Source organism: Photobacterium chitinilyticum (assembly GCF_004104355.1).
Classification (GTDB): domain Bacteria; phylum Pseudomonadota; class Gammaproteobacteria; order Enterobacterales; family Vibrionaceae; genus Photobacterium; species Photobacterium chitinilyticum.
This window is the reverse complement of record NZ_RJLM01000008.1, coordinates 99,386-125,408: the sequence shown is the minus strand read 5'-3', so window position 1 is coordinate 125,408 and position 26,023 is coordinate 99,386. Positions and strand designations below refer to the sequence as shown.

Below are 26,023 nucleotides of genomic sequence, written 5' to 3'. Positions count from 1 at the left end.
TGATGGTTTTATTGCAGCAATAAGCCAAAGCCAGTTAGAAACTGGTTTTGGTTTTTGATAACAGGCAGATGGAAAGGCGGAAAAGGAATGAAGACAGAATTGAAGCGAGCTTCAGCCCTGGGAACATTAATCGTTCTAGGGGGCAATAACATACCCTGGATAACGACATTAGAACAGGCAGGTTGGCGCTGCCATCGTTGCTGTGATCTTCGTACTGCCGAATCATTGTTATTGGAAGTGGGCCCCTGCATTGGTGTGGTTGACCTTACCCAGGATAACTTCAGCCTAAATGGTATTGCCGGGGTGGTTAACCGAAACAAACAAGCGCGCTGGTTGGCGTTGGTGCGTGAGGAGCAACTTGATACTGAAGCTACCTGCCAGTTTATTGTCAACTTTTGTATTGATTATTTTACCTCGCCAGTACCCGAATCCCAGTTATTAAAAACCATAGGTCATCAGCTGGGAATGCTGAGGCTGGAGCGCAAGGTATGGCCAGAGCTCGGTCAGTTTGGCCAGCACGGGTTGCAGGGCAATACCGCCGCAATGAAAAAGCTGCGTCATCAGGTAAAACGTATGGCCGCTGCAGATATGCCGGTATTTGTGCAGGGCGAAATCGGCACAGGCAAAGAACTGGTTGCACAGGCGATCCATCAGGCATCAACGAGAGCCAAGGCTGCGTTTGTCGGTGTCAGCTGCGAATCACTCAATGCCTCGTGGCTCATCGATGAGGGTAATTCGGCCGATCCAGGCCGATGCTGTTTTGCATCCGCCGACAAGGGCGTGTTATTTCTTGATGAAATATCCATGCTTAATGATGAACGGCAACAAGAGCTATTGTGCTTATTGCAAGACGGCTGTTTTATGACGGTTTGCGGGCGTCAGGTGCAGTCGGATCTTCGTTTGATTGTCTCAACCCGCTATTCGCTCGAAGAGTTGTTGGCAGAGGGCAAAATTCGTGAGGATCTTTACTACCGCCTGAATGTGCTTGGCCTCGCCGTCCCGGCACTGCGTGAAAGGGGGGATGATATTGTGTTGTTGGCGGAGTACTTGCTGCTGAAGTTCTCCCGCCAGTACAACAGCATGGCCAAGTCCTTGTCGGAAGATGCCAAAAAGCTGCTGCTGAGTTATCCGTGGCCGGGTAATGTCCGTGAGCTGATCAGCCAGCTTAAACGGGCTATCTTACTGACAGAAACCAAGGTGATTGAAGCTGATCATCTCGATCTGCCCCGTATGAGTGATGACAAGCAGAGCCTGAAGACCATCCGTGAGGAGTCTGAGCGTAGTGCGCTGCTGACGGTATTGGAGAATAACAAGGGACAAATTTCTGCAGCCGCTCGTGAGCTTGGCGTGTCACGTGCGACGATGTACCGTCTGCTGAACAAGCATGATTTGGTCCCGCCTCCCCGGCATTTCCGGCAGAGCTGATGATCACAATAAAAGCGCCACAGAGCGCTTTTATTGCTTATGCCGAGGCTGTAATACACTGAGATAGAAAGATAATCCGACGTTTCATGCGGAACGATGATGATGAATTAATGCTGTATTTTTGACCAGAGCCAGACCATTGTTATGAAATGTAAGCGCTTGAAACAGCAATGCTAGCATAAAGTATGTTTATGCATTTAGGTGATAATATATACTTGTTTTATTCGTTTGGCTGGTTAAAATAACCCAACTTTATCCCATTCTTATTTATTACCAGGAGGAAAATATGAAGACTATCAGTATCTTGAATTGTCTGCGTCCTGCTGGTGATGTCTTGAAACACACCAGCCAATAACAGCAATCTGCTGTGTAAATGGGCCGCGGATATCTGTCGCGGCTAGCTAAGTTGTCAGCTTATTTCGGCAGTATCTGTGTCCCTCCGATAATCTATCTAATGGAGAGCACTACTATGCGCCAATCAATCTATTTGCGTATCGCCGTTTTATTAATTCGTCTTGACGTTCATCGTGAAGATGCCGCCTGGCGTCGCGCGCACCGTCGGATCCGTATTGATATTCCCCACTTGTCTGAACACCTGCTACAGGATATCGGGGTAGGTAAAGATCATCGTGTGGAAAATTATCTTGTTTCAGATAAGGCCGGTCGTATGGTTCGTCATCTGAGACGGGATTATAAGTCGCGACTCGTGACGTAATAGTCGCGCCTTATTCTCAGCGGTATGAGTAAGGCGCGATGACTCGATTTAATTTAGCTGGGCCCCCGTTGTTTGACGGGGGCTTTTTTTGAAGGGTACAGCGGTATCTACGGGCAAGGATTGGAGTAGGTGATCCCCACCTCTTCCAGATCGGCCAGCACCTCACTGCCAAGCGCGAGGTTGACACTGTCGATATTGGCCTCAAGCTGTTCAAGGCTTGTCGCCCCGATTATATTGGAGGCAACGAAAGGACGCTGATTAACGAAGGCGAGAGCCATCTTGGCAGGATCCAGGCCGTGCCTGTTGGCTATGTCGATATAGGCTTGGGTCGCAGCAATACCTTGCGGGTTAAAATAGCGTGAGAATCTTTCGAACAGAGTGCAGCGGGCACCTTCTGGTCGAGCGCCATTGAGATATTTGCCGCTCAGTATACCGAATGCCAACGGTGAATATGCGAGTAACTCAACCCCTTCATGGTGGCTAATTTCCGATAACCCGATCTCAAAACTGCGGTTAAGGAGGTTATAAGGATTCTGGATAGTGATCACGCGAGGAAGATTGTGTTTCTCGGCCAAGCGAAGAAATGACATAACGCCCCACGGTGTTTCATTGGACAGGCCGATATAGCGAATTTTACCGGAACGTACCAGTTCGGCCAGAGCTTCCAGACTATCAGTAATCGTAGTGCCAGAATGGTCCTCTGTGTATTGATAGTTCAGGCTGCCAAAGCAGTTGGTTTCCCGTTGTGGCCAGTGGATTTGGTAGAGATCGATATAATCGGTTTGCAGGCGGTTGAGGCTGGTTTCAATCGCATCATGGATATTGCGCCGATCCAGTGCCATTTTTTCACGGATATAAGGCAGGCCTCTAGGGCCGGTGACCTTGGTTGCCAGCACTACTTTATCTCGCTTTCCTGATTTTTTTAGCCAGTTGCCAATATAGCTTTCGGTGAGTCCTTGCGTGCCCGGTGTTGGTGGGACTGGGTACATCTCAGCAGTGTCGATGAAGTTTACCCCGCGCTCAATTGCCAAGTCTAATTGGCTGTGCGCTTCCGCTTCGCTGTTCTGCTCGCCAAATGTCATGGTTCCGAGGCAGATCTTACTGACTTCGAGCGAGGAATGGGGGAGTCGGTGGTATTCCATAAGCCCTCCTTGGACTGGTTGCTATCTATTGAATATAACCTGTCTATTGGAGACTGAGAAGACGAAATACTGAACAAGGCAGGGACTTAATATGTCAGCTATATCTTGCCGATATGGTTACCGTGACACATAGTTATACACTGGAACAGTAAAATATCTGATGGTCTGACAGGCTCCGGGGAGATGTAATGAAACTATCGCAGTTGAAGCACTGGCTTAAAGTCGATGATGGAAAAGTTCCGAAATGCATTGTGACTAGCTATGCGGGGTGCTCGGATTACTTAATGGAAGTTGAGTTCAAGCATCAGCTTGAGCCCTTGAAGGATGATAATGACGAGATGGTTCGTTTTCAGTCTATCGAGCAGGTGAAAGATTTACTTCGTCCGTTGGGGATCACTTCAGTGATATTACGAGTGACGGACCCCTATGACGAGTTTTCTGCCGATGGCAAAGTATCTGACTGTCGGGAAGATATGACAATTTCACTATAAAATGAAGTAGCGCTCAAGTAGCTCTGCGGTAAAGTGGGTTTTTAGGTAAAAGCCACGTGGCAGGGTTTTGATCGGCTGGCCATTGGCACCATAGGCTTCTGTCAGTGCCTTGCTGTTTGCTGCTTTTGGTCGTAGCTGCAAGATCTCGCCGTGGCGTGCTGTAATTTGTTCGACATGCCCAAGCACAATCATATCCATCAATTCTTCCCAGTCCCTGCGTAACCGTTGCTCTTCATCGGCTGACGGGCTCCATAATAAAGGTGAGCCAACATGCCGGTCTGCCAGGGGGATGTCACGCTCTCCTTCAACGGGGATCCATAATACCTTTGCCAGTTTGTGACGGATATGGCTATTTTCCCAACTGAGGCCCTGGAGGCCAATGAGCGGTGCAACACAGACAAAAGTTGTCTCTAGTGGTTTGCCGTTGTAGCCAATCGGGATCGTTTTCAACTCGATACCAAGCTCAACAAAATCAGGGATAGGTCTACTTCCTGCGGTAGCGCCGAGGTGCCACTCCAGCAACTGACCGACCCAGCCTTTGTCTCGTTTTAGATCCGGAGGTGTAACGATATCGGCCTGCAGGGCAAGCTCGCCTAGCGACAGGCCAGCCAAATCACGAGCGCGGCCAAGGAGCTCTAGCTCAGTTTGTGGAGTTGGGCGCATATTAATATAAAGGCACTCTCGTGCTAATAGTCGTTGGAACCGGGCATACTACCACAGCACTTCTATGCTGATAATAGTACGAAAGAAGAACAGGAAGTGACGACGTTCAAAGTGGTTGAATATCGTACGATCTTCATGGTTGCAGTTGGAAGATCACTGATGCAGTGTACTGGTTGTAGTTATAACATGTTGAATTAAATTGATTTGTTAGGGTTGGAAAAAGAGCTGAAGGCGCTCTGGTTTGCGAAAGACAAGCTTATAAAAGAGGAATGTAAGGATCTTTTACAAAGATATCCACAGGATGCTTGAGCAATTATTTTAAATTATCGCTATCTGGTTATTTATCCAGGTGTGTGGGGAGATTTTGCACAGTGTGGCGAGTAAAAAAACAGCTGTTCGTGGTGTGTGATGTGGATAAAGCAGCTGTTGGTTGATCTTTAACCGATCTGTTTTACCTAAACGGAAGATCTTTGAAAAATAGTAATATCAGGTCTTGTGTGATGACTTATTTCATTGTTTTTTAGAATGTTTATTTTTTTTGTTTTATGCTGGTACAAAGGTTTTATTTGCTGGAGACATGAGTGAATACGACTGATATAGGGTTTCTGCACAAATCTATCCACAGAAAGCGTGTATAAATGTGGCATAGGTCTCATTTGTTTGTTTATAAACTCGCCAGGTGTTCGAAGTTATCCAGAAATTGAGTGCTAGGTAGGAAAAAATGGTTATTAATTAGAATGTTTGTTTACCCGTTGCATCGTCTGTGAAAAAATCACTGTTAATAGATATTTATACTTGAGGTCGTCCAGTGATTGATGGCGATGGATACCGCCCTAATGTAGGGATTGTGATCTGTAATAGCCATGGCCAAGTATTCTGGGCTCGACGATATGGACAACATTCCTGGCAGTTTCCGCAAGGTGGTATTGATGAAGGGGAAACCCCTGAGCAGGCCATGTTCCGGGAATTGTACGAGGAAGTAGGGCTTACTAAAAAAGATGTCCGAATTTTAGCGTCAAGTCGACACTGGCTACGTTATAAATTACCTAAACGTCTTGTAAGGTGGGACTCTAAACCTGTTTGTATCGGGCAAAAGCAAAAATGGTTTTTGCTCAGCTTGGAATGTGATGAGTCAAAGGTGAATATGCAGCGTGGCAGCACACCTGAGTTTGATGGTTGGCGTTGGGTGAGTTACTGGTACCCGGTTCGACAAGTCGTCTCTTTTAAGCGTGATGTCTATCGGCGGGCGCTAAAAGAGTTTGCGGCGATGGCTATGCCGTTTAAGGAGAGAAAAGAGCGCAAGATAAAGCGCAGAGGCAAGCGGGGATAACTCAGGATTACCGAATAGGGTTTATTATGCTGACGCAGCTTAGAGAAATTGTTGAGAAGGTCGCAAGCGCCCCAAGTTTAATTGAAGCGCTTGATCAACTTGTTGTCAGTACCTGCCGGGCAATGAAGACAGAGTGCTGTTCTGTCTATATTGCTGATCACGAGCGACAGCAATTTACCCTGATGGCAACACAGGGGCTGACAAAGCCCCACTACCAGATAGAGCTAGCTTTTGGTGAAGGCCTGGTTGGGCTGGTTGGTAGCCGGGCCGAACCTATTAATGTCGCAGATGCCAGGCATCATCCTCATTTCAAACATTTTCCCGGTATTGGTGAAGAGTCTTTCGGTTCCTTCTTCGGTACGCCTATTATTCATCAGCGCCAGGTCTTAGGCGTACTGGTTATTCAGCAGCAACAGCGACGTGAGTTTGATGAAAGCGAAGAGTCTTTCATGGTGACGCTGGCAGCCCAGTTGGCGGTGATATTTGCTCATGCCAAGGCGCAGGGAATGTGGCCGGACCAACGTGATGGGCTGCACCTGATTGGTTCCGCTGCTTCTACTGGAGTAGCGGTTGCACGCGCCTGGTGGGATGATAACCAGCCACGGCTAGAGCAGGTGCTGCCGGCGTCTTGTCTGGATATAGAAGCTGAACAGGAAAGACTGAGCATTGCGATTGAACTTGCCAGTGCCGAATTCCGTCGGTTGCGAAAGCGTTTCGACAGCGAGCTGCATAAAGAAACGCTGGCGATTTTTGATTTGTTCAGCCACTTGCTCAATGATCCAATGTTGCGTAAAGATCTGTTTGCCAAGGTTGTCGGTGGTGATTTGGCTGAATGGGCTATCCGCCAAGTTGTCGAGGCTTACTCTGATCGCTTTGCCAACATGAAAGATGACTACCTCAAAGAGCGGGCGCAAGATATCCGAGAACTTGGCCAGCGCCTGCTGTTTTTCCTCCATAATGATGATGTGACCGAACACCAGTGGGATGAACCGGTTGTCTTACTGACACGTGAGCTGACAGCGGCCATGCTGGCCAGTATTCCCCGAGATAAGCTGGCGGCGGTTGTCGCGCAGGAAGGGGCGGCGAACTCTCATGCCGCGATTCTCTCGAGGGCTCTTGGTTTGCCGGCGATTATGGGCGTCGATTTTATTCCTGAGAAAGTTCACAATTGTCAGGTGATCGTTGACGGATATCGGGGGGATTTCCTGGTCAATCCGAATCGGCACGTACTCGCAGAATACAATCGCCTGCTCAAAGAAGAAAACGAGCTGACCCAAACTGTAGAAGAGGAGCTCGGCAAGGCCTCTTATACGCGGGATAACCAGCGTATTCATATTCACCTCAATGCCGGGCTGAGCGCCGATACCAGTATTGCTGTGAACCAAGGTGTGGATGGGGTTGGGCTCTATCGAACGGAAGTTCCCTTTTTATTGCAGCGCAGCTTCCCATCTGAAGAAGAACAAACGGTGCAGTACCGGGCTATTTTATCGACCTACCATGATAAACAGGTGGTAATGCGGACCTTGGATGTCGGTGGTGACAAGCCTCTGCCGTACCTGACCATCGAAGAAGATAACCCTTTTCTGGGCTGGCGGGGTATTCGTTTTACGCTTGATCATCCTGAGATTTTCCTGATTCAGGTCAGAGCGATGCTGAAAGCAAGTATCGGACTAGAAAATATGGATATTTTACTGCCGATGATATCCGGAATTGCTGAACTTGATGAATCTAACGCATTGATTGACCGTGCCTATAGAGAAGTCGCGTGTTATGCCAAAGAGCAGGGAAAGGTGTTGAAGCGGCCAAGGCTCGGGATCATGATTGAGGTACCGTCGATCTTATACCAGCTGCCGGCGCTAAAAGGAAAAGTGGATTTTATTTCTGTCGGCAGCAACGATCTGACTCAATATTTATTGGCCGTTGATCGGAACAATTCACGGGTGGCAAGTGTCTATGATGCACTGCACCCGGCGGTACTCCATGCTATGAAGCACATTATCGACACCAGTAATGCCTTGAATATACCGGTGAGTGTCTGTGGTGAACTCGCAGGTGATCCGGTTGGGGCGCTGTTGTTGGTTGGAATGGGGTATCGCTCGTTGAGTATGAATACCCGCAATGTCGCCAGAATTAAGTATATTCTGCGTCATATTTCGGTCAGCGAGATGGAGCAGCTAAGTCGATTTGCTTTGAAGGCGACATTCGCTGATGATGTGCGTACCAGAACAACTGAGTTTGTCGACGAGCGTGGCTTGGGTGGGTTTATCCGGGCCGGTAAGCAGTAGGTTAAAATGATAGATAACGTATTATGGCTATTTGCCATGTGTCTGGGCTTAGGGAGCTGTGTCGGCTTGCTGGCCGGTTTGCTGGGAATTGGTGGTGGACTGCTGGTTGTGCCGGCGCTGGTTTGGTTGTTACCGCAGGCAGGTATTGAAAGTGAGCTGGTAATGCATATTGCGTTGGCCACATCACTCGCCAGTATTGTATTGACCTCTGGCTCGTCCGCCCGTAACCACATCAAGCTGGGTAATGTGGATTTCACGATTGTGAAATCTTTGGCCCCGGGGGTGATTGTTGGTGGGCTTGGCGGCAGTGCTATCGCTGAGTTGGTACCGACGGCGCTGCTGCCGAAAATATTTGCGGTTATTGTACTACTATTGGCATTGCAAATGCTGGTCTCAATGCGGATCTCCAGTCTGCGTCAATTGCCGGGACCAATGGCAACGGTATGCAGTGGCGGGGTGATCGGTGTAGTGTCGAGCTTAGCTGGGATCGGAGGAGGATCACTGACGGTTCCGTATCTCAGCTGGCATGGTGTTGAAATGCGTCGTGCCATCGGGTGTGCTTCATTATCCGGTGCATTGATTGCAGTCGCGGGAATGATGGGGTTTATTGCCGCCGGTATCGGTGATGAGACTCTGCCTGCCATGAGTATTGGTTATGTTTATTTTCCGGCATTAATGGGGATTGTGATGACTTCAATGATCACAACCCGTTATGGTGCTGCATTGGTCAGCCGTTTGCCGACCATGACATTGAAAAAGATTTTTGCCGTCTTCTTGCTGTTTATCAGCGCGGAGATGTTTTTGGGATAATTGCTTACAGCGGTAAGAGTTGATGGTTAATAACCAGTTCCTTGCCCCTATTTTTGAGATTGATTGAATGAGCCAAGGTTATTTGACGTTTCCAAACATTGACCCCATTTTGATTGAAATTGGTCCATTAGCCATACGCTGGTACGGACTGATGTATTTGTTGGGTTTTGTTTTTGCTATGTGGTTGGCAAACCATCGGGCCGACAAGCCGGGCAGCGGCTGGACCCGGGAGCAGGTCAGCGACTTGTTGTTTGCCGGTTTCCTCGGTGTTGTTCTTGGTGGGCGTATCGGCTATGTGCTCTTTTATAATTTCGATTTGTTTTTGGATAACCCACTCTATCTGTTCAAGGTATGGACGGGAGGCATGTCATTTCATGGCGGATTGCTGGGTGTGATCACGGCGATGTTCTGGTATGCCCACAAACAAGGGCGGACGTTTTTCAATGTGGCTGATTTTGTTGCACCGCTGGTACCGTTCGGGCTAGGTGTCGGACGCTTGGGTAACTTTATCAACGGTGAGCTGTGGGGACGTACCTCGGATGTACCGTGGGCGATGATCTTTCCTACAGGTGGGCCGCTACCGCGGCATCCGTCGCAGCTGTATGAGTTTTTCCTCGAAGGCTTGGTATTGTTGATCATCCTGAATATCTTTATCCGCAAGCCGCGCCCTGCGGGAGCTGTGTCTGGTCTGTTCCTGTTCGGTTACGGCAGTTTCCGCTTTATTGTCGAGTACTTCCGTGAACCAGATGCCCACCTAGGGCTGTTTGGCGGTTGGATCAGCATGGGGCAGATCTTGTCGCTACCTATGGTTATCGGCGGCCTGTTGATGATGCTGTGGGCGTATAAAACCCAGACGAGAAACAAACCCGCCTAATAGAAAGCGTATTGGATCAAGGCAGCACTTCAGGGTGCTGCCTTTTTTGTATTCTGATAATATTGGGCGCAATTGTACCTTACCGGTGCAGCTTAGAGATGAACGGGCGGGAAGATGAAACAATATTTAGATCTGTGTCAGCGGATCGTAGATGATGGTGTTTGGATTGAGAATGAACGAACTGGCAAGCGATGCCTGACTGTCGTGAATGCCGACTTGACCTATGATGTGGAAAACAATCAATTCCCACTAATCACCACGCGTAAGAGCTTCTGGAAAGCCGCGATTGCAGAGTTGCTCGGCTATATTCGTGGCTATGATAATGCTGCAGATTTCCGTGCTTTGGGTACTAAAACCTGGGACATGAATGCCAATGACAATCAGGCTTGGCTGAATAACCCACACCGGAAGGGCCATGATGATATGGGCCGGGTCTATGGGGTTCAGGGACGCAGCTGGCAGAAGTCGGATGGCTCGACAATTGACCAGTTGCGGAAGATTGTTGATGATCTGAGCCGGGGGATTGATGACCGAGGTGAAATACTGACGTTTTATAATCCGGGTGAGTTCGACATGGGCTGCCTGCGTCCTTGTATGCATACCCATACCTTTTCGTTGCTGGGAGATACTCTGTACCTCACCAGTTATCAGCGTTCTTGTGATGTGCCGCTTGGCCTGAATTTTAACCAAATCCAGGTGTATACCTTGCTGGCATTGATGGCACAGATAACCGGTAAGAAGCCCGGTCAGGCCTACCATAAGATCATCAATGCTCATATCTATGAAGATCAACTGGAGCTGATGCGAGATGTACAGCTCAAGCGCGAGCCGTTTGGCTCACCGCAGCTGATTATCAACCCTGAGATCAAAAGCCTCGAAGATTTGGAAACCTGGGTCACGATGGATGATTTTGAAGTGGTGGGCTACCAGCATCACGAGCCGATCAAATACCCTTTTTCTGTATAAAATTGTTTCTACGGGTTACAAAAATTCAGCATTGAAATACTTTGGTTTCCCGAAATAGAAATTAAGGACAACAAAAAGCCCCGAATTACGGGGCTTTTTTTATATTTGTTAATGTCTGGTCGCGAGTACTTAGGCGGTAAAGGCCAGGATCGTACTCGGAATCGCGATAAACACGAGGCCAAGGTAGCCGGCTACCGCCATTTTACTCTTTGTTGCGAGCTCGCCTAGGAAGAAGGCAGCTTTAAGCGGTAGTTCACGCAAGGTCGGGATACCGAAGATAAACAGTGTCGCCATTACGTTGAATGACAGGTGTACTAGTGCAATTTGCAGGGCAAATACAGCGTAGTCACCGGAGATTGCGGTTGCTGCCAGTAGCGCCGTGATACAGGTACCGATGTTTGCTCCCAGTGTGAATGGGTAGACATCACGTACCTTTAGAACACCTGTACCTACTAGCGGAACCATTAGGCTAGTTGTTGTTGACGATGACTGAACCAAAACAGTAACCACAGTACCAGATGCAATACCGTGCAGCGGCCCGCGGCCAATCGCACTTTTCAGTATTTCACGAGCACGGCCAACCATTAGGCTTCGCATTAGCTTACCCATTGCCGTGATGGCAACGAAGATAAGTGCGATACCGATGAAGATAAGTACGATACCACCCATGTTGCCCATTACTTCCAGCGGGCCCTTCACTACTTCTACAGCAGGTTTGGTTAGTGGTTTCATGAAGTTAAGACCCTTCATGCTCATATCGCCGGCACCCATCATTGGCGAAACGAGCCATGAAGACACTTTCTCAAGCAAGCCAAACATCATTTCCAGCGGCAGGAAGATCGCAACTGCTAGAAGGTTGAAGAAATCATGTACGGTTGCACTTGCAAATGCACGGCGGAACTCGTCTTTGCAGCGAGCGTGGCCCAGACTGACAAGCGTATTGGTCACTGTTGTGCCGATATTAGCGCCCATCACCATCGGGATCGCCGTTTCGACAGGTAACCCACCAGCCACGAGGCCGACAATAATCGAAGTAACAGTACTGGACGATTGAATTAGCGAAGTTGCCACCAAGCCAATCATCAGACCGGCAACTGGGTGGGATGCAAATTCAAACAGCGTTTTAGCTTGTTCACCTACCGACCATTTAAAGCCGCTGCTGACCATCGAGACAGCAACAAGTAGAACGTAAAGCATGAACGCCAGATTTGCCCAGCGGACCCAGCGCATAGAGCTGTTCATTGGCTCAGCAGTAGTGGCTTGGGTAGTCATAATCATTTCTCCATGACAAGGATATGTCGTTTGGGTTTCATTTTTTTGAAATCTGGGGGCGATGGTAGAGATCGAATATTTCAGAAATATGACACTCACTGTCATAAAGTAAATTTGTGTATGTTTTGTGAGCGAATAGAGTCTGCCTCAGTGTAATAATTACTTTACCTTTAAAGTTAAACTTTTGTTTTTAAAGAGTATAATATTTACTTTCATACAGGGGGAAGAAGCGAGATCTTTTGCTTTGCCACTGAACAAAAACAGCTACTTTTCCCCGTTATTGAGTCAATCGGTAGTACGAAATATGACGCTGTATGACAGTCTAAAACTTATTGTGCGGATATTACTTACTAAGTGGTCCAATAGCTCGGTTTTTCCGAGTGTTTATCTCTAAACAAACGATTTCTCACATGAGTAGTGTGACGACTAAACTAAATTTACATATTCGGTGTGATATTTGTTTCATGTAAAGGAGTTACGGTCGATGACCGATGCAATTCGTAATTTTCTCAAGTTAGAGTCCGCTGGCGGCATTATTTTGATTGTCGCTGCAGCGATCGCAATGATGGTTGCGAACTCGCCATTGGAGCCTCTTTACAACGGGACGCTGCATTCTTATGTGGCAGGCCTCTCAGTGTCGCATTGGATCAATGATGGTCTGATGGCCGTCTTCTTCCTGCTGATAGGTTTGGAAGTAAAGCGTGAGCTGATTGAAGGTGCCCTTAATACCAAAGAGAAAGCAATCTTCCCGGCGATAGCTGCTGTCGGGGGCATGCTGGCACCGGCCTTAGTATATGTCGCCTTTAACTTTGCCGATCCAATGGCTGTCAAAGGCTGGGCAATTCCTGCCGCAACGGATATTGCATTCGCATTGGGTGTTATGGCGTTACTAGGTCCACGTGTACCGGTTTCCCTGAAAGCCTTTTTACTCGCATTGGCGATTATTGATGACCTTGGCGTTATTGTGATCATTGCACTGTTCTACAGTAGCGATTTGTCCACAGTGGCACTGGCTGTGGCCTTTGCGGCAACGACGGCATTGTTTGTGATGAATGCCAAGAACGTAACTAAGCTGTCCTGGTATTTGGTTGTTGGCTTTATCTTATGGTTCAGTGTGCTGAAGTCTGGCGTACATGCCACGCTAGCCGGTGTTGTACTTGGCTTTGCGATACCGCTTTCGGGCGAGGATGGAAGCTCTGCGAAGCGTTCTCCGCTGAAACATCTAGAGCATGCTTTGCATCCATATGTCGCTTTCTTGATTCTGCCATTGTTTGCTTTTGCCAATGCTGGTATATCGCTCGAAGGGGTATCGGTGTCTAGCCTGACATCGATGTTGCCACTGGGCATTGCTCTTGGCCTGTTAGTTGGTAAGCCGCTTGGGATCTTTACAGCTAGCTACCTAGCGGTGAAGAGTGGTATTGCCAGGTTGCCTGACGGCATTGGTTTTACCCATATCTTTGCAGTCTCAGTGCTGTGTGGTATCGGCTTTACCATGTCTATCTTTATCTCGTCGCTGGCCTTTGTCGGTGCACCAGATGATTTCAGTACCTATTCACGTCTAGGGATCTTATTGGGGTCAACGGTATCAGCTGTATTGGGTTATTTCTTACTGAGCCGTGCCCTGCCAAAAACGGAGGCATAATATGAAGCGTTATCTTCTAACCGTTGCATTTCTGGCATCTTCAGCTGCCATCGCGGCGCCTGATTATGATAGTTGCATTAATAATAGTAATACGGAAGTTTGTCAGGCCTATCTGGCCGGTCTTAGCCATGGTAAGGCTAGCGTTGAAGACACTGCGATGATGGGGCAGGAAGAGACTTTCCGCTCTCGCGCACTGGAGCAGCGTGTAGGAGAGCGTTACCGTAAAACTGTCCAGCCTGAGAAAAAGTCGATTCAGTCAACAAACTGACGAGATATTTCCATGGCAAATCATTAGCCATGGTGATAACGGTTGAAGACCCCGGAGGCTCAGCGTAAGCTGCGCGTCTGGGGTTTTTTTATATCTGGGAAGTTAGCAAAGCAGGATGTCTCATCTAAATTACAACCACCTCTATTATTTCTGGATGGTTTGCAAGCAGGGCTCTGTTACCAAAGCGGCGGATGCGCTGTTTCTTGCCCCTCAAACGGTGACAGGCCAGATCCGAGCACTGGAAGAAAGGTTGAAAGGCAAGTTGACCAAGCGCGTCGGACGGAATATCGAGCCAACTGAATTAGGGCAATTAGTCTTTAAATATGCCGATAAAATGTTCGACCTAAGTTACGAGATGCTGGATATCGTCAATTATACCCAGCGGGAAAACCAGTTGCTTGAGGTCGGTGTGGCGGATGCCCTCTCTAAACGGCTCGTCAGTAAGGTACTGCTGGAAGGGATCCCTGAAGATGAACGGATCCACCTGCGTTGCTATGAGTCTACCCATGAGATGCTGCTAGAGCAGCTTTCTCAGCATAAGCTGGATATGATTTTGTCGGACTGCCCGGTCGACTCAACACAAAGCCCTGGCTTGTATAGCAAAAAGCTTGGTGAGTCTACCATGAGCTTTTTCTGCTCTCAGCCAGCCAAAGCGCTAAACTTTCCTGCTTGTATCGAAGATTACAAACTGCTGGTTCCGGGGCGCCGTACCGCTATGGGGCGAAAATTACATCATTGGTTCGATCAGCAGGGGATTACCCCGAACATTCTTGGTGAGTTTGACGATGCCGCTCTGATGAAGGCGTTTGGCTCTTATCATCAGTCAATGTTTGTCGCTCCCTCTATATATGCGGTAGAAATTGTAGAATCCAATACTATATGCGAAGTGAAGCGAGTAAAAGAAATCAAGGAAGAGTACTACGTCATTTTTGCGGAACGTATGATTATGCACCCGGCAGTAAAGAAGATCTGCGAGGCGGATTTTGGCAAATTGTTTAAATAGTGTTGCGTATTTCTGGTTGTTAGTACGAAAATTCAACATTGATGGCTAGAAAACCCTGCTCAAATTAAGTACATTAGCATTAACTTAATTTAAATAATGGTGGAAGTATGGAACTGCAGCAAATGGAGCAGAATGCTCCCAAGGCCGTAGCACTACTGAAAGCCATGGCGAACGAGCGACGTTTGTTTATTCTGTGCTATTTGCTGGAAGGGGAAATGTCGGTTGGGATGATGAGTGACAAGCTGGGTTTGAGTCAGTCTGCATTATCACAGCATTTGGCATGGCTTAGACGTGACGGGTTGGTGGAGACCAGAAAAGTCGCACAAACGGTTTATTATCGCTTAAAGAGCGAGGAAGTCCGGGCTATGATTCAGCTGCTTCACAAAATGTATTGTGGTGCGGAAGGCGAAAATACCGTGTAAATTTCATATTTTAGACATAAAAAAACCGGCAAAGCCGGTTTTTTTAATGCTAAATCTCGACTCTTAAAATTACAGAGCTTTGATTTTTGCAGCTAGACGTGCTTTATGACGTGCAGCCTTGTTTTTGTGGATCAGGCCTTTAGTAGCCATGCGATCCATAACAGGTTGCATTTCAGCAAACGCCTGAGAAGCTGCTTCTTTGTTGCCAGCTTCGATAGCAGTGATTACTTTTTTGAAGAAAGTGCGCATCATTGAACGACGGCTAGCGTTATGCTGGCGACGTTTCTCAGAAGTGATAGCACGTTTCTTAGCAGATTTGATATTTGCCAAGGGTGTAACTCCCAAATTCTTGGTACGGTGACAATTTAAGGCCGAGGACTATGCCTGCAATACCAGAGATTGTCAAATGATTTGTGCAAATAACCGCCTAACCAACAGAGTTGGCACTTGCGGATTAACACGGTTAATATGGCGGCAGATTTTACCAGCTTTTCGCCCCGTAAGTCACCTTTCTGGGCTATCTTTATGAGGTTTTTTTTGTGAGTAAGCGTCTTTTACGCTCCGGACTGATAGTCAGCACCATGACTTTGGTCTCTCGGGTGCTGGGTTTGGTGCGAGATGTGGTGGTGGCGAACCTGATGGGAGCAGGGGCTGCGGCTGATGTTTTCTTCTTTGCCAACAAAATTCCGAACTTTTTGCGCCGGCTTTTTGCCGAGGGGGCTTTCTCACAGGCATTTGTCCCTGTACTGACTGAATGCCACGCCTCTGAAGATATCGACAAGACCCGTCTGTTGATTGCGCGTGCATCCGGTACGCTGGGTGTTATTGTTACCGTAGTGACCTTGCTGGGGGTGTTAGGCTCTGGAGTCGTCACTGCGTTGTTCGGAGCGGGTTGGTTTCTCGATTGGTTAAATGACGGACCATCGGCACCGAAATTTGAATTGGCAAGCCTGCTGCTGAAAATTACGTTTCCTTATTTGTGGTTTATTACCTTTGTTGCACTGTCGGGAGCGATTCTCAATACCTTGGGTAAATTTGCTGTCTCCTCCTTTACGCCTGTTTTTCTCAATGTCGCGATTATTGGCTGTGCCTGGTTTTTGGCCCCAAATCTTGACCAGCCGGAGATTGGCCTGGCTGTCGGGGTCTTCTTAGGTGGTCTGATTCAGTTTTTGTTTCAGATACCGTTTTTATATAAAGAAGGAATGTTGGTTAAACCGCAGTGGGGATGGAACGATCCCGGTGTGACCAAAATCCGAACCCTAATGATCCCAGCTCTGTTTGGAGTGTCAGTCAGCCAGATCAATTTGCTGTTTGATACCTTTATTGCCAGTTTTCTGATGACAGGCTCGATCAGCTGGCTGTACTACTCGGATCGCTTGTTGGAATTTCCGCTCGGGCTGTTCGGAATTGCGATAGCCACAGTGATCTTGCCAGCTCTGTCTCGTAAGCATGTCGAAAAAAGCAGCGAGCATTTTTCCCATACCATGGACTGGGGAGTTCGTATGGTGCTGCTGCTGGGGATTCCAGCCATGCTGGGTCTGATGGTACTAGCCAAGCCGATGCTGATGGTGCTGTTTATGCGTGGTGAGTTTTCGCCGATAGATGTAGAACAGGCTTCGTTGTCATTGCTGGCCTATGCATCCGGTTTGCTCAACTTTATGTTAATCAAGGTATTGGCTCCGGGCTACTATGCACGGCAAGATACTAAAACCCCGGTGCGCTACGGTATCATAGCAATGCTAACCAATATGGTATTTAACGCCATCTTTGCTTACCTCTACGGTTATGTTGGCTTGGCGATGGCGACGGCGCTGTCGGCACTGGTTAATGCCGCGTTGCTCTATCGGGGCCTGCACCGTGCGAATGTATATCGGATATCGAGAACAACGCTGCTGTTTGTGTTGCGTTTGGCGCTCGCTGGGGCGGTGATGGCCGCTGCCCTGCTATGGGTACTTCCGGTTATGAGTCAGTGGCTGGCGTGGTCACTGAGCTACCGGGTACTCTGGCTGGCAGGTCTGATCGTTTTCGGTGCGATAGCTTATTTGGTGACGGTGCTCGTGCTGGGTATTCGCCTGCATCATCTTAAGGTCGAGGGCTAGACGGTTCTTCGCTACGATTAATGTGGTGAACTAGTCAGAATCTGATTCAGATTGGTATGATGGGCTCAGAGTAGTATATAATCCGTCAGTTTTTCACTCTGCAAAAATGAAAGCGGCGCATGGAATTAATCCGAGGTATACATAATATCAAGCCAGAGCATCACGGTAGTGTGGTGACGATTGGTAATTTTGATGGTGTTCACTTAGGTCATCAGGCTGTGTTGCGTCAGGTGCTGGCGAAAGCACGGGCACTGGGTTGTCCGGCTACGGTGATGAGTTTTGAGCCTCAGCCGATGGAATTGTTCGCGGGTGACAAGGCTCCGGCAAGGTTGACGCGTTTTCGTGATAAATACTTGCAGTTGAAGCAAGTTGGCGTAGAACGTTTGCTTTGTGTCAATTTTAATGCCCATTTTGCTAATATGTCGGCGGAAGATTTTGTTCGCCGCTTGTTGGTCGAGCAATTGGGTGTTAAGTTTCTGGTTGTCGGTGATGATTTTCGCTTCGGCAAAGGTCGCAGCGGTGATTTTACTATGCTGGTAGCAGCCGGAAAAAAGTTTGGTTTTACTGTTGTCAGTACTCAGAGCTTTTGCGTGTTAGAGCAAAGGGTCAGCAGTACGGCAATTCGCCAAGCCTTGGCAAGTGATAACTTGCAACTGGCTGAATCCATGTTGGGACGTCCGTACAGTATTAGCGGGCGGGTATCACATGGACGAAAACTCGGCCGCACCATCGGTTTTCCGACCGCCAATGTCCCTCTTAAACGTCGTGTTTCACCGGTATCCGGTGTCTATGCGGTAGAGGTGAACGGTGTCAATGGTGCTCCTATTTCCGGAGTTGCCAATGTCGGCCACCGGCCGACAGTAAACGGGGTACGACAACAACTTGAAGTACACCTGTTTGATTTTCAGTCTGATCTCTACGGACGTCAGATTGAAGTTGTGCTGCACTATAAGCTGCGTGACGAAATTAAATTCGAATCATTTGATGCGCTAAAAGCACAAATAGAGCGTGATGCTCAAACAGCACGGGTGTGGCTGTCTGAGCGTAATAATGTCCAACTTCGCCCAAGTAACGGAATCGAGAATCAATGAGCGACTATAAAGATACCCTGAACCTGCCTGAAACAGGGTTTCCGATGCGAGGCAATCTAGCTAACCGTGAGCCTGCGATGCTTAAGCGTTGGTATGATGAAGACCTTTACGGTGAGATCCGTAAAGCCAAGAAGGGTAAAAAATCCTTCGTATTACACGATGGCCCTCCCTATGCCAACGGTGATATTCACATTGGTCACGCGCTGAATAAGATTCTTAAAGACATTATTATTAAGTCAAAGACTCTTTCTGGCTTTGATGCACCGTATATCCCAGGCTGGGACTGCCACGGTCTGCCAATCGAATTGATGGTAGAGAAGAAAGTCGGTAAACCCGGTCATAAAGTTACGGCTGCTGAGTTCCGCGAGAAATGTCGCGCCTATGCCGCTGGCCAGGTAGAAGGTCAGAAAGAAAGTTTCATTCGCCTTGGTGTACTGGGTGAGTGGGATAAGCCTTATCGCACAATGGATTTTGCAACAGAAGCGAACATCATTCGCTCTCTGGGCAAAATTGCTGATCAAGGTCACCTATTGAAGGGCTTCAAGCCTGTTCACTGGTGTACTGACTGTGGTTCTGCACTGGCAGAAGCAGAAGTAGAATATAAAGATAAAGTATCACCATCTATCGATGTGAAATTCAAAGCTGTCGATGAAGCTGCTGTCATTGCTAAATTCGGCTGTGCAGAAGGTCACGAAGGTCAGGGTGATGTATCTATTGTTATTTGGACAACAACACCTTGGACTCTACCGGCAAACCGCGCGGTAGCCATCCGTGATGATCTTGAATATGTCCTGATCCAGATTGAGGGTGACTCTGAAAATGAGCTGGCTCCTCAACGTCTGATTGTTGCCGCTGAGCTGGCAAAAGATGTCATGGATCGTGCGGGTATTGAGCATTTCCACAACCTTGGTTTCTGTAAAGGCGCGGATCTGGAGCTAATGCGCTTCAATCACCCGTTCTACAGCTTTGATGTGCCGGTAATTCTTGGCGATCACGTTACGACAGAATCAGGTACTGGTTGTGTTCATACGGCACCGGGCCACGGTCAGGAAGATTTCGTTGTTGGTCAGAAATACGGTCTTGAAGTGGCAAACCCTGTGGGCAGCAACGGCGTTTATTTGCCAGACACCGAGCTGTTTGCGGGCCAACATGTATTCAAAGCAAACAATGCTGTAGTTGAAACACTGAAAGAGCACGGTGCATTGCTACATCACCATGCTTATGAGCACAGCTACCCGCACTGCTGGCGCCACAAAACGCCGATCATCTTCCGCGCGACACCGCAGTGGTTCATCTCAATGGAGCAGGCCGGTCTGCGTGCCAAGGCACTAGAAGAAATCAAAAACGTTCAGTGGATGCCTGAGTGGGGCCAGAGCCGAATCGAAGGTATGGTTGAAGGTCGTCCTGAATGGTGTATCTCGCGTCAGCGTACCTGGGGCGTGCCAATTGCACTGTTCGTTCACAAAGAAACACAGGATCTGCACCCGAATTCACCGGAGCTGATTGAAAAAGTCGCTAAGCTGGTCGAAGAGAAAGGTATTCAGGCATGGTGGGATCTTGATCATGCTGAACTGATGGGTGAAGACGATGCTGCAAACTACGAGAAGGTACTAGATACCCTGGACGTATGGTTTGATTCCGGCGTAACGCACTTCTCTGTGGTTGATAGCCGTGAAGAGTACAACGGCAACTCTGCTGACCTATACCTAGAAGGTTCGGATCAGCACCGTGGCTGGTTCCAGTCTTCACTGATTTCATCGGTTGCGATGAAAGGCAAAGCGCCATATAACCAAGTTCTGACTCACGGTTTCGTAGTTGATGGCCAAGGCCGCAAGATGTCTAAATCGGTTGGTAACGTTGTTGCACCGAAAGATGTCACTAACAAGCTAGGTGCCGATATCCTGCGTCTATGGGTCGCTTCAACTGACTACACCGGTGAAGTTGCGGTTTCTGATGAAATTCTGAAGCGTTCCGCTGATGCTTACCGTCGTATCCGTAACACGGCACGATTCTTCCTGGCCAACCTGAGTGGTTTCAACCCAGAAACGGATCTTGTTGCGCCGGAAGAAATGGTGGCGCTTGACCGTTGGGCTGTAGGTCGAGCGAAGGCAGCGCAGGATGAAATCATTCAGGCGTACGACGAGTACAACCTACATACGGTAACTCAACGTCTGATGCAGTTCTGCTCTATTGAAATGGGTTCTTTCTACCTTGATGTGATCAAGGACCGTCAGTACACGGCGAAGAGCGGTGGACACGCGCAGCGTAGCTGTCAGACAGCACTGTATTATATCGTTGAAGCCCTGGTTCGCTGGATGGCACCGATTATGTCGTTCACTGCCGATGAGATCTGGAACGAGATGCCAGGCCAACGCGATAAGTTCGTGTTCACTGGTGAGTGGTTCGACGGCTTGTTTGGTCTGGCTGAAGGCGAAGCGCTAAGCAACGAGTTCTGGACTGACATTCAGCAGGTACGTGGCGCAGTGAACAAACTGCTTGAAGGTGCACGTAAAGATAAAGTGATTGGTGGTGCTCTGCAGGCAGAGATAACTCTTCACGCGAACGAGGCGCTTGCCGCGAAGCTTAATAAGCTGGAAGACGAATTGCGTTTTGTTCTGCTGACGTCGAAAGCCGAAGTTGTTGTTGCGGACAGCAAACCAGAAGGTGCTCAGGAAACTGAGGTTGAAGGTCTGTTTGTCACAGTTAACGCGTCTGAAGCGGCGAAGTGTGACCGTTGCTGGCACCATGTGGCTGATGTTGGCACTATCGAAGGGCACGAAGAAGTTTGCGGCCGTTGTGTGAGCAACATTAACGGTGAAGGTGAAGAGCGTAAGTTTGCCTAATGACCATGTTATCGTCTAAACAAGCACTATCGCTTAAACAATCTGGAGTTCGCTGGCTTTGGCTGGCCGCTCTGGTGTTTATACTCGATATTGGTAGCAAGCTGCTGGTGATGAGCACCATGGAATACGGTTGGCCTAACCGTATTGAACTGCTGCCGTTCTTCAATCTGCTTTATGTCCATAACTACGGTGCGGCATTTAGCTTTTTGAGTGATGCGGGAGGCTGGCAGCGCTGGTTGTTTACGGCGATTGCATTGGCTGTTTGCAGCCTGTTGGTATTCTGGATGCGTCGTTCTCCAGTATCAAATCGACTGGCAAATAGTGCCTACGCTCTGATCATTGGTGGTGCCCTCGGCAACTTGTTTGATCGTTTGTATCATGGCTTTGTGGTCGATTTTCTTGATTTTTATGTCGGAACCCATCATTGGCCTGCATTCAATATCGCAGATGTTGCTATTTGCACTGGTGCCGGTTTGATCATTTTGGAAGGCTTTCTGGCCGACAAGAAGAAACAACCAGTTAACCGCTAAAAGGCGTAACAAGTTATAACCCTGAGCGCTGTCCGTTGATACGGGCGGCGCTTTGTTGTTAAATGGGCGGATAAAACATAACGACACCATACAAAAGGACCCTACATGTCGGCAATTATGGAAAGCAGCGAAGTACTGATGCACTTTGCCATTAAACTGGAAGATGGCTCCGTTGCCGAGTCGACCCAGGCGATGGGTAAACCGGCAAAATTCCGAATGGGCGATGGCAGCCTGACGGACAATTTTGAAAAATGCCTCATGGGGTTGACGGCAGGCGAGGCGAGTAGTTTTACTCTCGAGCCGGAAGATGCATTTGGCCTTTCCAACCCTGATAATATTCACCATGTCGATTTGACCAAGTTTGGTGCTGATGCGCCAGCTGAAGTGGGAACCATTATTGCCTTTGCCGGGCCTGATGGTAATGATATCCCCGGAATTATTACTGAAGTTGTCGGTGATTCGGTGACTGTTGACTTCAATCACCCTCTTGCGGGGCAACGCGTCACCTTTGATGTTGAAGTTGTGACCATAGAAAACTAAGAGCTGTTAGCAATGAAAATCTTATTAGCCAACCCACGCGGTTTTTGTGCCGGTGTTGACCGCGCCATCAGTATTGTCGAGCGCGCACTCGAAATGTACCAGCCGCCTATTTATGTCCGTCATGAAGTCGTGCATAACCGTTTTGTGGTTGAAGGGCTCAAGCAGCGTGGTGCTATTTTTGTCGAAGAGTTGCACGAAGTACCTGATGATAATATTGTGATTTTCTCTGCTCATGGCGTCTCGCAGGCGGTACGCAACGAAGCCAAGGTTCGTCAGCTCAGCGTATTTGATGCAACCTGCCCATTGGTAACCAAGGTACATATGGAAGTGGCGCGTGCTAGCCGTCGCAACATGGAAGTAGTATTGATCGGCCACGCCGGTCACCCTGAAGTTGAAGGGACAATGGGGCAATATGCCAGTGAAGCTGGCGGCATGTACTTGGTTGAGAAACCGGAAGACGTCGACAAGCTGGAAGTCAAAGATCCGACTAACCTGCATTATGTCAGCCAGACGACCTTATCGGTTGATGAAACGGCTGATGTGATCGACAAGTTGCGAGACGTTTTCCCGGACATTCAGGGACCGCGCAAAGATGATATCTGTTATGCCACGCAGAACCGCCAGGATGCAGTACGCGAAATGGCAAAGACTGTGGATGTCATGATAGTGGTTGGTTCGAAAAACTCTTCAAATTCTAACCGCCTCCGCGAGCTGGCTGAAAAACTCGGTACACCGGGCTTTTTGACTGATTGTCCCGAAGATGTTGAATCGGTTTGGTTTGAGGGAAAAACCAAGGTTGGGGTTACCGCTGGGGCATCGGCTCCGGAAGAGTTGGTCAATCAGATCATTGAACGTATTCAACAGTTGAGTGGCGCAGAGGTGGAAGAGCTGAGTGGCCGAGAAGAAAATATGTTCTTCGAAGTACCCCGCGAGCTACAAGTTAAAAATGTCTAGTTAGACTGCACCAATCGAGCTCAATTGAAGCCTCAGCAACTGCTGGGGCTTTTTTTATATTCACCAAAAGGCTACATTGAAGCAATACCAATCAAACAAGATCTAGAAACAGGGAGAAATAACGCAATGGTAAGAATTGCGATTGCTGGTGCGGCAGGACGCATGGGCCGCCAGCTGCTTAAAGCGACACATATTTCAGAACACGCTCAGCTTGGTGCCGCCACAGAAAGGAGCGGTTCGACATTGGTGGGAGCGGATGCCGGTGAGCTGGCTGGGGTCGGAGCCGTATCTGTCTCGATTGTGGATGATTTGGCAGCAGCAAAAGATGACTTTGATGTACTGATTGATTTTACTGCGCCGGTGGCGACACTGGCGAATATTGAGTTTTGCCAGCAGCACGGTAAGAAAATTGTCATCGGGACAACGGGGTTCAGTGATGAAGAACGTTTGTTGATTGACAAAGCCTCTGAGCAAATATCGATAGTTATGGCACCTAACTATAGTGTCGGGGTTAATTTGGTATTCAAGCTCCTTGAGAAAGCGGCCAAAGTGATGGGGGACTACTGTGATATTGAGGTGATTGAAGCCCATCACCGTCATAAGGTTGATGCACCGTCGGGAACGGCGATTGGAATGGGTGAAGCGATAGCTGGTGCAATGGGTAACAATCTGGGTGATGTTGCGGTGTATGCCCGGGAAGGGATCACCGGAGAGCGAAGCCGTGATGAAATCGGTTTTGCTACTATTCGTGCCGGCGATATTGTTGGTGAGCATACTGCGATGTTTGCGGATATTGGCGAGCGAGTGGAAATCACCCATAAAGCGACAGATCGTATGACCTTTGCCAATGGTGCTGTTCGTGCCGCGGTATGGCTGAGCGACAAGGCTCCTGGTTTCTATACTATGCAGGACGTACTGGGGTTGGACGAGCTTTAACCTTTTCGCCCCATATACAGCTGTATTTTTCGTTTAACTTTCTCTTCAGGGGTCGTCTTAACGATCTTTGTTGAGGAAGTTGATTATTAGCCCTTTTGTGCTTTCTGCATAAACAGTGATTTCGTTCGCTGTTCTTTTCCTTGTTCGTCATCACTTTCCCTTTCTTCTTTAATGTCTGTGTTTTGTTGTTATTTTGGCTGTCAATTGCCAAAATCCTTCCTTGGGCTCTTAAATTGCTTAATTTCTCCTACTTTTTTTGACTGTATTCGTGTTTTTATTGTTTTCTTTGATTTGGTAAATTTAGCAAACGATAAAATGAGATCGGATGTTAGTTATGGCTTGGCGGAAGCATAGAAAGTTTATTCTTTTTACGTCTTTGCTTAATTTGTGGTGTAAGATTGATAAAAGTTAGATTTATTTTTACCGATTTCTTGACAGTATTCACCGTGATCTCTAGACTGCGCGGAATTTGTCAAAAATCAGCTTGACTCGCTTTTTGACTTTGTATGGAATGGGTAGTTGCAAGTTTATCTGTTTTAAGTGCATTATTATTTTTTTTGGAGGTTGTCTTGAGCAAATCTGCGCTGTTAGTCCTTGAAGATGGGACAGTGTTCCGCGGCGTGTCCATAGGGGCAGATGGTTCGGCCGTTGGTGAAGTTGTTTTTAACACCTCGATGACGGGGTATCAGGAAATTCTTACTGACCCCTCTTATTCACAACAGATTGTGACTCTTACCTATCCCCATATTGGCAACACCGGTACCAATTCCGAAGATGAAGAATCCACCTCAATCCACGCGCAAGGCCTGGTAATTCGCGATCTTCCTCTACTAGCTTCAAACTTCCGTAACGAACTTTCCCTTTCTGACTACCTTAAATCGCAAAGCATTGTGGGCATTGCCGACATTGATACGCGTAAGCTAACGCGCATCTTGCGTGAAAAAGGTGCACAGAACGGCTGCATTATGGCTGGCGACAACCTTGATGAAGCGCTGGCACTAGCAAAAGCGAAGGAGTTTCCTGGCCTGAAAGGCATGGATCTGGCAAAAGAAGTGACCACCGCAGAAACATATCAGTGGAAGCAGGGGTCATGGACGTTGCTAAATGGTTTACCTGAAGCAAAAGATGATAGCGAACTGCCATACCATGTAGTCGCCTATGATTTCGGTGCAAAGCGCAACATCCTGCGTATGCTAGTTGACCGCGGCTGCCGTCTTACGGTGGTTCCGGCACAAACGTCTGCTGAGGATGTACTGGCGATGAATCCTGATGGTGTGTTCTTATCGAATGGCCCGGGTGACCCAGAACCTTGTACCTATGCCATTGAAGCTACAAAAACATTTCTAGAAAAAGGTCTGCCAATTTTTGGTATTTGTCTTGGCCACCAAATTCTTGCACTAGCAAGTGGCGCCCAAACAGTAAAAATGAAGTTTGGTCATCACGGTGCGAACCACCCGGTTAAAGATATTGATCGTGACGTCGTGATGATCACCAGCCAGAACCATGGTTTTGCCGCTGATGAAGCCACGCTACCTGACAATCTGCGAGCAACGCATAAGTCCCTGTTTGATGGCTCTCTTCAAGGTATCCATCGTACCGACAAGCCTGCATTTAGTTTCCAGGGACACCCAGAAGCCAGTCCTGGTCCACATGATGCAGCACCACTATTTGATCACTTTATCGAATTAATTAAGAAGCACAGCGCCTAAGCCGGGAGTAGTA

General features: G+C 48.2%; 24 protein-coding genes. 20 read left to right on the top strand and 4 right to left on the bottom strand.

The window, feature by feature from the left end:
- Positions 1-87 precede the first annotated feature (87 nt).
- Entirely contained in the window at positions 88-1,425 is a 1,338-nt protein-coding gene (locus tag EDI28_RS18140; protein WP_128785303.1) for a sigma-54-dependent transcriptional regulator, read from the top strand.
- A gap of 469 nt (positions 1,426-1,894) precedes the next feature.
- Positions 1,895-2,140, top strand: coding sequence for a hypothetical protein (locus EDI28_RS18135; RefSeq protein WP_128785302.1), 246 nt, complete (start codon positions 1,895-1,897; stop codon positions 2,138-2,140).
- A 107-nt stretch (positions 2,141-2,247) separates the two neighbouring features.
- Here the strand turns inward: EDI28_RS18135 and EDI28_RS18130 are convergent, their stop codons facing one another.
- Positions 2,248-3,282 carry an NADP(H)-dependent aldo-keto reductase gene (locus EDI28_RS18130; protein WP_128785301.1) on the bottom strand — a complete coding sequence of 345 codons (1,035 nt, stop codon included), beginning with the start codon at positions 3,280-3,282 and terminating at the stop codon, positions 2,248-2,250.
- Between the two features lie 188 nt (positions 3,283-3,470).
- Here EDI28_RS18130 and EDI28_RS18125 point away from each other — a divergent pair, with 188 nt between their 5' ends.
- Positions 3,471-3,773, top strand: a complete 303-nt coding sequence (locus EDI28_RS18125; protein ID WP_128785300.1) for a DUF6482 family protein — start codon at positions 3,471-3,473, stop codon at positions 3,771-3,773.
- Here the strand turns inward: EDI28_RS18125 and mutH are convergent.
- Positions 3,768-4,436 (bottom strand): DNA mismatch repair endonuclease MutH, encoded by a 669-nt coding sequence (gene mutH / locus EDI28_RS18120; RefSeq protein ID WP_128785299.1) that lies wholly within the window; start codon positions 4,434-4,436, stop codon positions 3,768-3,770. The genes EDI28_RS18125 and mutH overlap by 6 nt on opposite strands.
- Before the next feature lie 808 nt (positions 4,437-5,244).
- On the opposite strand from mutH, the gene rppH reads away from it, so the two are divergent.
- The 5 genes from rppH (at position 5,245) to EDI28_RS18095 (ending at position 10,701) form a co-directional block, all read left to right on the top strand.
- Complete coding sequence (rppH, locus tag EDI28_RS18115) at positions 5,245-5,766, top strand: RNA pyrophosphohydrolase (protein ID WP_128785298.1); 522 nt, start codon at positions 5,245-5,247, stop codon at positions 5,764-5,766.
- Between the two features lie 26 nt (positions 5,767-5,792).
- Positions 5,793-8,051: a phosphoenolpyruvate--protein phosphotransferase gene (gene ptsP, locus EDI28_RS18110; RefSeq protein WP_128785297.1), complete on the top strand. Its 2,259-nt coding sequence runs from the start codon at positions 5,793-5,795 to the stop codon at positions 8,049-8,051.
- 6 nt (positions 8,052-8,057) lie between these two features.
- Positions 8,058-8,861, top strand: coding sequence for a sulfite exporter TauE/SafE family protein (locus EDI28_RS18105; protein WP_128785296.1), 804 nt, complete (start codon positions 8,058-8,060; stop codon positions 8,859-8,861).
- A 67-nt stretch (positions 8,862-8,928) separates the two neighbouring features.
- The gene (gene lgt / locus EDI28_RS18100; protein WP_128785295.1) at positions 8,929-9,735 is read left to right on the top strand and encodes a prolipoprotein diacylglyceryl transferase; all 807 of its coding nucleotides are present in this window, start codon (positions 8,929-8,931) and stop codon (positions 9,733-9,735) included.
- 114 nt (positions 9,736-9,849) lie between these two features.
- On the top strand, positions 9,850-10,701 hold the full coding sequence (locus tag EDI28_RS18095; protein WP_128785294.1) for a thymidylate synthase: 852 nt from the start codon (positions 9,850-9,852) through the stop codon (positions 10,699-10,701).
- Between the two features lie 129 nt (positions 10,702-10,830).
- On the opposite strand, the gene EDI28_RS18090 is transcribed toward EDI28_RS18095, so the two are convergent.
- Positions 10,831-11,973, bottom strand: coding sequence for a Na/Pi symporter (locus EDI28_RS18090; protein WP_128785293.1), 1,143 nt, complete (start codon positions 11,971-11,973; stop codon positions 10,831-10,833).
- A 484-nt stretch (positions 11,974-12,457) separates the two neighbouring features.
- Here EDI28_RS18090 and nhaA point away from each other — a divergent pair, with 484 nt between their 5' ends.
- From nhaA to EDI28_RS18070, 4 genes are all read left to right on the top strand, one after another.
- Positions 12,458-13,615 carry a Na+/H+ antiporter NhaA gene (gene nhaA / locus EDI28_RS18085; RefSeq protein WP_128785292.1) on the top strand — a complete coding sequence of 386 codons (1,158 nt, stop codon included), beginning with the start codon at positions 12,458-12,460 and terminating at the stop codon, positions 13,613-13,615.
- A gap of 1 nt (position 13,616) precedes the next feature.
- On the top strand, positions 13,617-13,883 hold the full coding sequence (locus EDI28_RS18080; protein ID WP_128785291.1) for a hypothetical protein: 267 nt from the start codon (positions 13,617-13,619) through the stop codon (positions 13,881-13,883).
- 115 nt (positions 13,884-13,998) lie between these two features.
- On the top strand, positions 13,999-14,886 hold the full coding sequence (gene nhaR, locus EDI28_RS18075; protein ID WP_128785290.1) for a transcriptional activator NhaR: 888 nt from the start codon (positions 13,999-14,001) through the stop codon (positions 14,884-14,886).
- 107 nt (positions 14,887-14,993) lie between these two features.
- Positions 14,994-15,308 carry an ArsR/SmtB family transcription factor gene (locus tag EDI28_RS18070; RefSeq protein ID WP_128785289.1) on the top strand — a complete coding sequence of 105 codons (315 nt, stop codon included), beginning with the start codon at positions 14,994-14,996 and terminating at the stop codon, positions 15,306-15,308.
- Positions 15,309-15,377: 69 nt separating this feature from the next.
- Here the strand turns inward: EDI28_RS18070 and rpsT are convergent, their stop codons facing one another.
- The gene (gene rpsT, locus EDI28_RS18065; protein ID WP_128785288.1) at positions 15,378-15,638 is read right to left on the bottom strand and encodes a 30S ribosomal protein S20; all 261 of its coding nucleotides are present in this window, start codon (positions 15,636-15,638) and stop codon (positions 15,378-15,380) included.
- A gap of 209 nt (positions 15,639-15,847) precedes the next feature.
- Between rpsT and murJ the strand changes: the two genes are divergently transcribed.
- The 8 genes from murJ to carA all read left to right on the top strand — a co-directional run bounded on the left by murJ (position 15,848) and on the right by carA (position 26,010).
- Positions 15,848-17,407 (top strand): murein biosynthesis integral membrane protein MurJ, encoded by a 1,560-nt coding sequence (gene murJ, locus EDI28_RS18060; protein ID WP_128785287.1) that lies wholly within the window; start codon positions 15,848-15,850, stop codon positions 17,405-17,407.
- Positions 17,408-17,526: 119 nt separating this feature from the next.
- Complete coding sequence (gene ribF / locus EDI28_RS18055; protein ID WP_128785286.1) at positions 17,527-18,498, top strand: bifunctional riboflavin kinase/FAD synthetase; 972 nt, start codon at positions 17,527-17,529, stop codon at positions 18,496-18,498.
- Entirely contained in the window at positions 18,495-21,341 is a 2,847-nt protein-coding gene (gene ileS / locus EDI28_RS18050; RefSeq protein WP_128785285.1) for an isoleucine--tRNA ligase, read from the top strand. Before ribF ends, ileS begins: the two co-directional genes overlap by 4 nt.
- Positions 21,341-21,871: a signal peptidase II gene (gene lspA, locus EDI28_RS18045; protein ID WP_128785284.1), complete on the top strand. Its 531-nt coding sequence runs from the start codon at positions 21,341-21,343 to the stop codon at positions 21,869-21,871. Before ileS ends, lspA begins: the two co-directional genes overlap by 1 nt.
- A gap of 105 nt (positions 21,872-21,976) precedes the next feature.
- Positions 21,977-22,411 carry an FKBP-type peptidyl-prolyl cis-trans isomerase gene (gene fkpB, locus EDI28_RS18040; protein WP_128785283.1) on the top strand — a complete coding sequence of 145 codons (435 nt, stop codon included), beginning with the start codon at positions 21,977-21,979 and terminating at the stop codon, positions 22,409-22,411.
- Between the two features lie 12 nt (positions 22,412-22,423).
- Complete coding sequence (gene ispH / locus EDI28_RS18035) at positions 22,424-23,365, top strand: 4-hydroxy-3-methylbut-2-enyl diphosphate reductase (RefSeq protein WP_128785282.1); 942 nt, start codon at positions 22,424-22,426, stop codon at positions 23,363-23,365.
- A 126-nt stretch (positions 23,366-23,491) separates the two neighbouring features.
- A complete protein-coding gene (gene dapB, locus EDI28_RS18030; protein ID WP_128785281.1) occupies positions 23,492-24,301 on the top strand; it encodes a 4-hydroxy-tetrahydrodipicolinate reductase in 810 nt (269 codons plus the stop codon).
- Positions 24,302-24,870: 569 nt separating this feature from the next.
- On the top strand, positions 24,871-26,010 hold the full coding sequence (gene carA, locus EDI28_RS18025; RefSeq protein ID WP_128785280.1) for a glutamine-hydrolyzing carbamoyl-phosphate synthase small subunit: 1,140 nt from the start codon (positions 24,871-24,873) through the stop codon (positions 26,008-26,010).
- Positions 26,011-26,023: the final 13 nt, after the last annotated feature.

Coding starts and splice junctions, on each gene's coding strand:
- EDI28_RS18125 (WP_128785300.1), top strand. CDS start 3,471: ATGAAACTATCGCAGTTGAAGCACTGGCTTAAAGTCGATGATGGAAAA.
- EDI28_RS18090 (WP_128785293.1), bottom strand. CDS start 11,973: ATGACTACCCAAGCCACTACTGCTGAGCCAATGAACAGCTCTATGCGC.
- ptsP (WP_128785297.1), top strand. CDS start 5,793: ATGCTGACGCAGCTTAGAGAAATTGTTGAGAAGGTCGCAAGCGCCCCA.
- dapB (WP_128785281.1), top strand. CDS start 23,492: ATGGTAAGAATTGCGATTGCTGGTGCGGCAGGACGCATGGGCCGCCAG.
- EDI28_RS18105 (WP_128785296.1), top strand. CDS start 8,058: ATGATAGATAACGTATTATGGCTATTTGCCATGTGTCTGGGCTTAGGG.
- lgt (WP_128785295.1), top strand. CDS start 8,929: ATGAGCCAAGGTTATTTGACGTTTCCAAACATTGACCCCATTTTGATT.
- EDI28_RS18140 (WP_128785303.1), top strand. CDS start 88: ATGAAGACAGAATTGAAGCGAGCTTCAGCCCTGGGAACATTAATCGTT.
- EDI28_RS18135 (WP_128785302.1), top strand. CDS start 1,895: ATGCGCCAATCAATCTATTTGCGTATCGCCGTTTTATTAATTCGTCTT.
- EDI28_RS18095 (WP_128785294.1), top strand. CDS start 9,850: ATGAAACAATATTTAGATCTGTGTCAGCGGATCGTAGATGATGGTGTT.
- mutH (WP_128785299.1), bottom strand. CDS start 4,436: ATGCGCCCAACTCCACAAACTGAGCTAGAGCTCCTTGGCCGCGCTCGT.
- nhaA (WP_128785292.1), top strand. CDS start 12,458: ATGACCGATGCAATTCGTAATTTTCTCAAGTTAGAGTCCGCTGGCGGC.
- EDI28_RS18130 (WP_128785301.1), bottom strand. CDS start 3,282: ATGGAATACCACCGACTCCCCCATTCCTCGCTCGAAGTCAGTAAGATC.
- EDI28_RS18070 (WP_128785289.1), top strand. CDS start 14,994: ATGGAACTGCAGCAAATGGAGCAGAATGCTCCCAAGGCCGTAGCACTA.
- fkpB (WP_128785283.1), top strand. CDS start 21,977: ATGTCGGCAATTATGGAAAGCAGCGAAGTACTGATGCACTTTGCCATT.
- EDI28_RS18080 (WP_128785291.1), top strand. CDS start 13,617: ATGAAGCGTTATCTTCTAACCGTTGCATTTCTGGCATCTTCAGCTGCC.
- ispH (WP_128785282.1), top strand. CDS start 22,424: ATGAAAATCTTATTAGCCAACCCACGCGGTTTTTGTGCCGGTGTTGAC.
- nhaR (WP_128785290.1), top strand. CDS start 13,999: ATGTCTCATCTAAATTACAACCACCTCTATTATTTCTGGATGGTTTGC.
- ribF (WP_128785286.1), top strand. CDS start 17,527: ATGGAATTAATCCGAGGTATACATAATATCAAGCCAGAGCATCACGGT.
- lspA (WP_128785284.1), top strand. CDS start 21,341: ATGACCATGTTATCGTCTAAACAAGCACTATCGCTTAAACAATCTGGA.
- ileS (WP_128785285.1), top strand. CDS start 18,495: ATGAGCGACTATAAAGATACCCTGAACCTGCCTGAAACAGGGTTTCCG.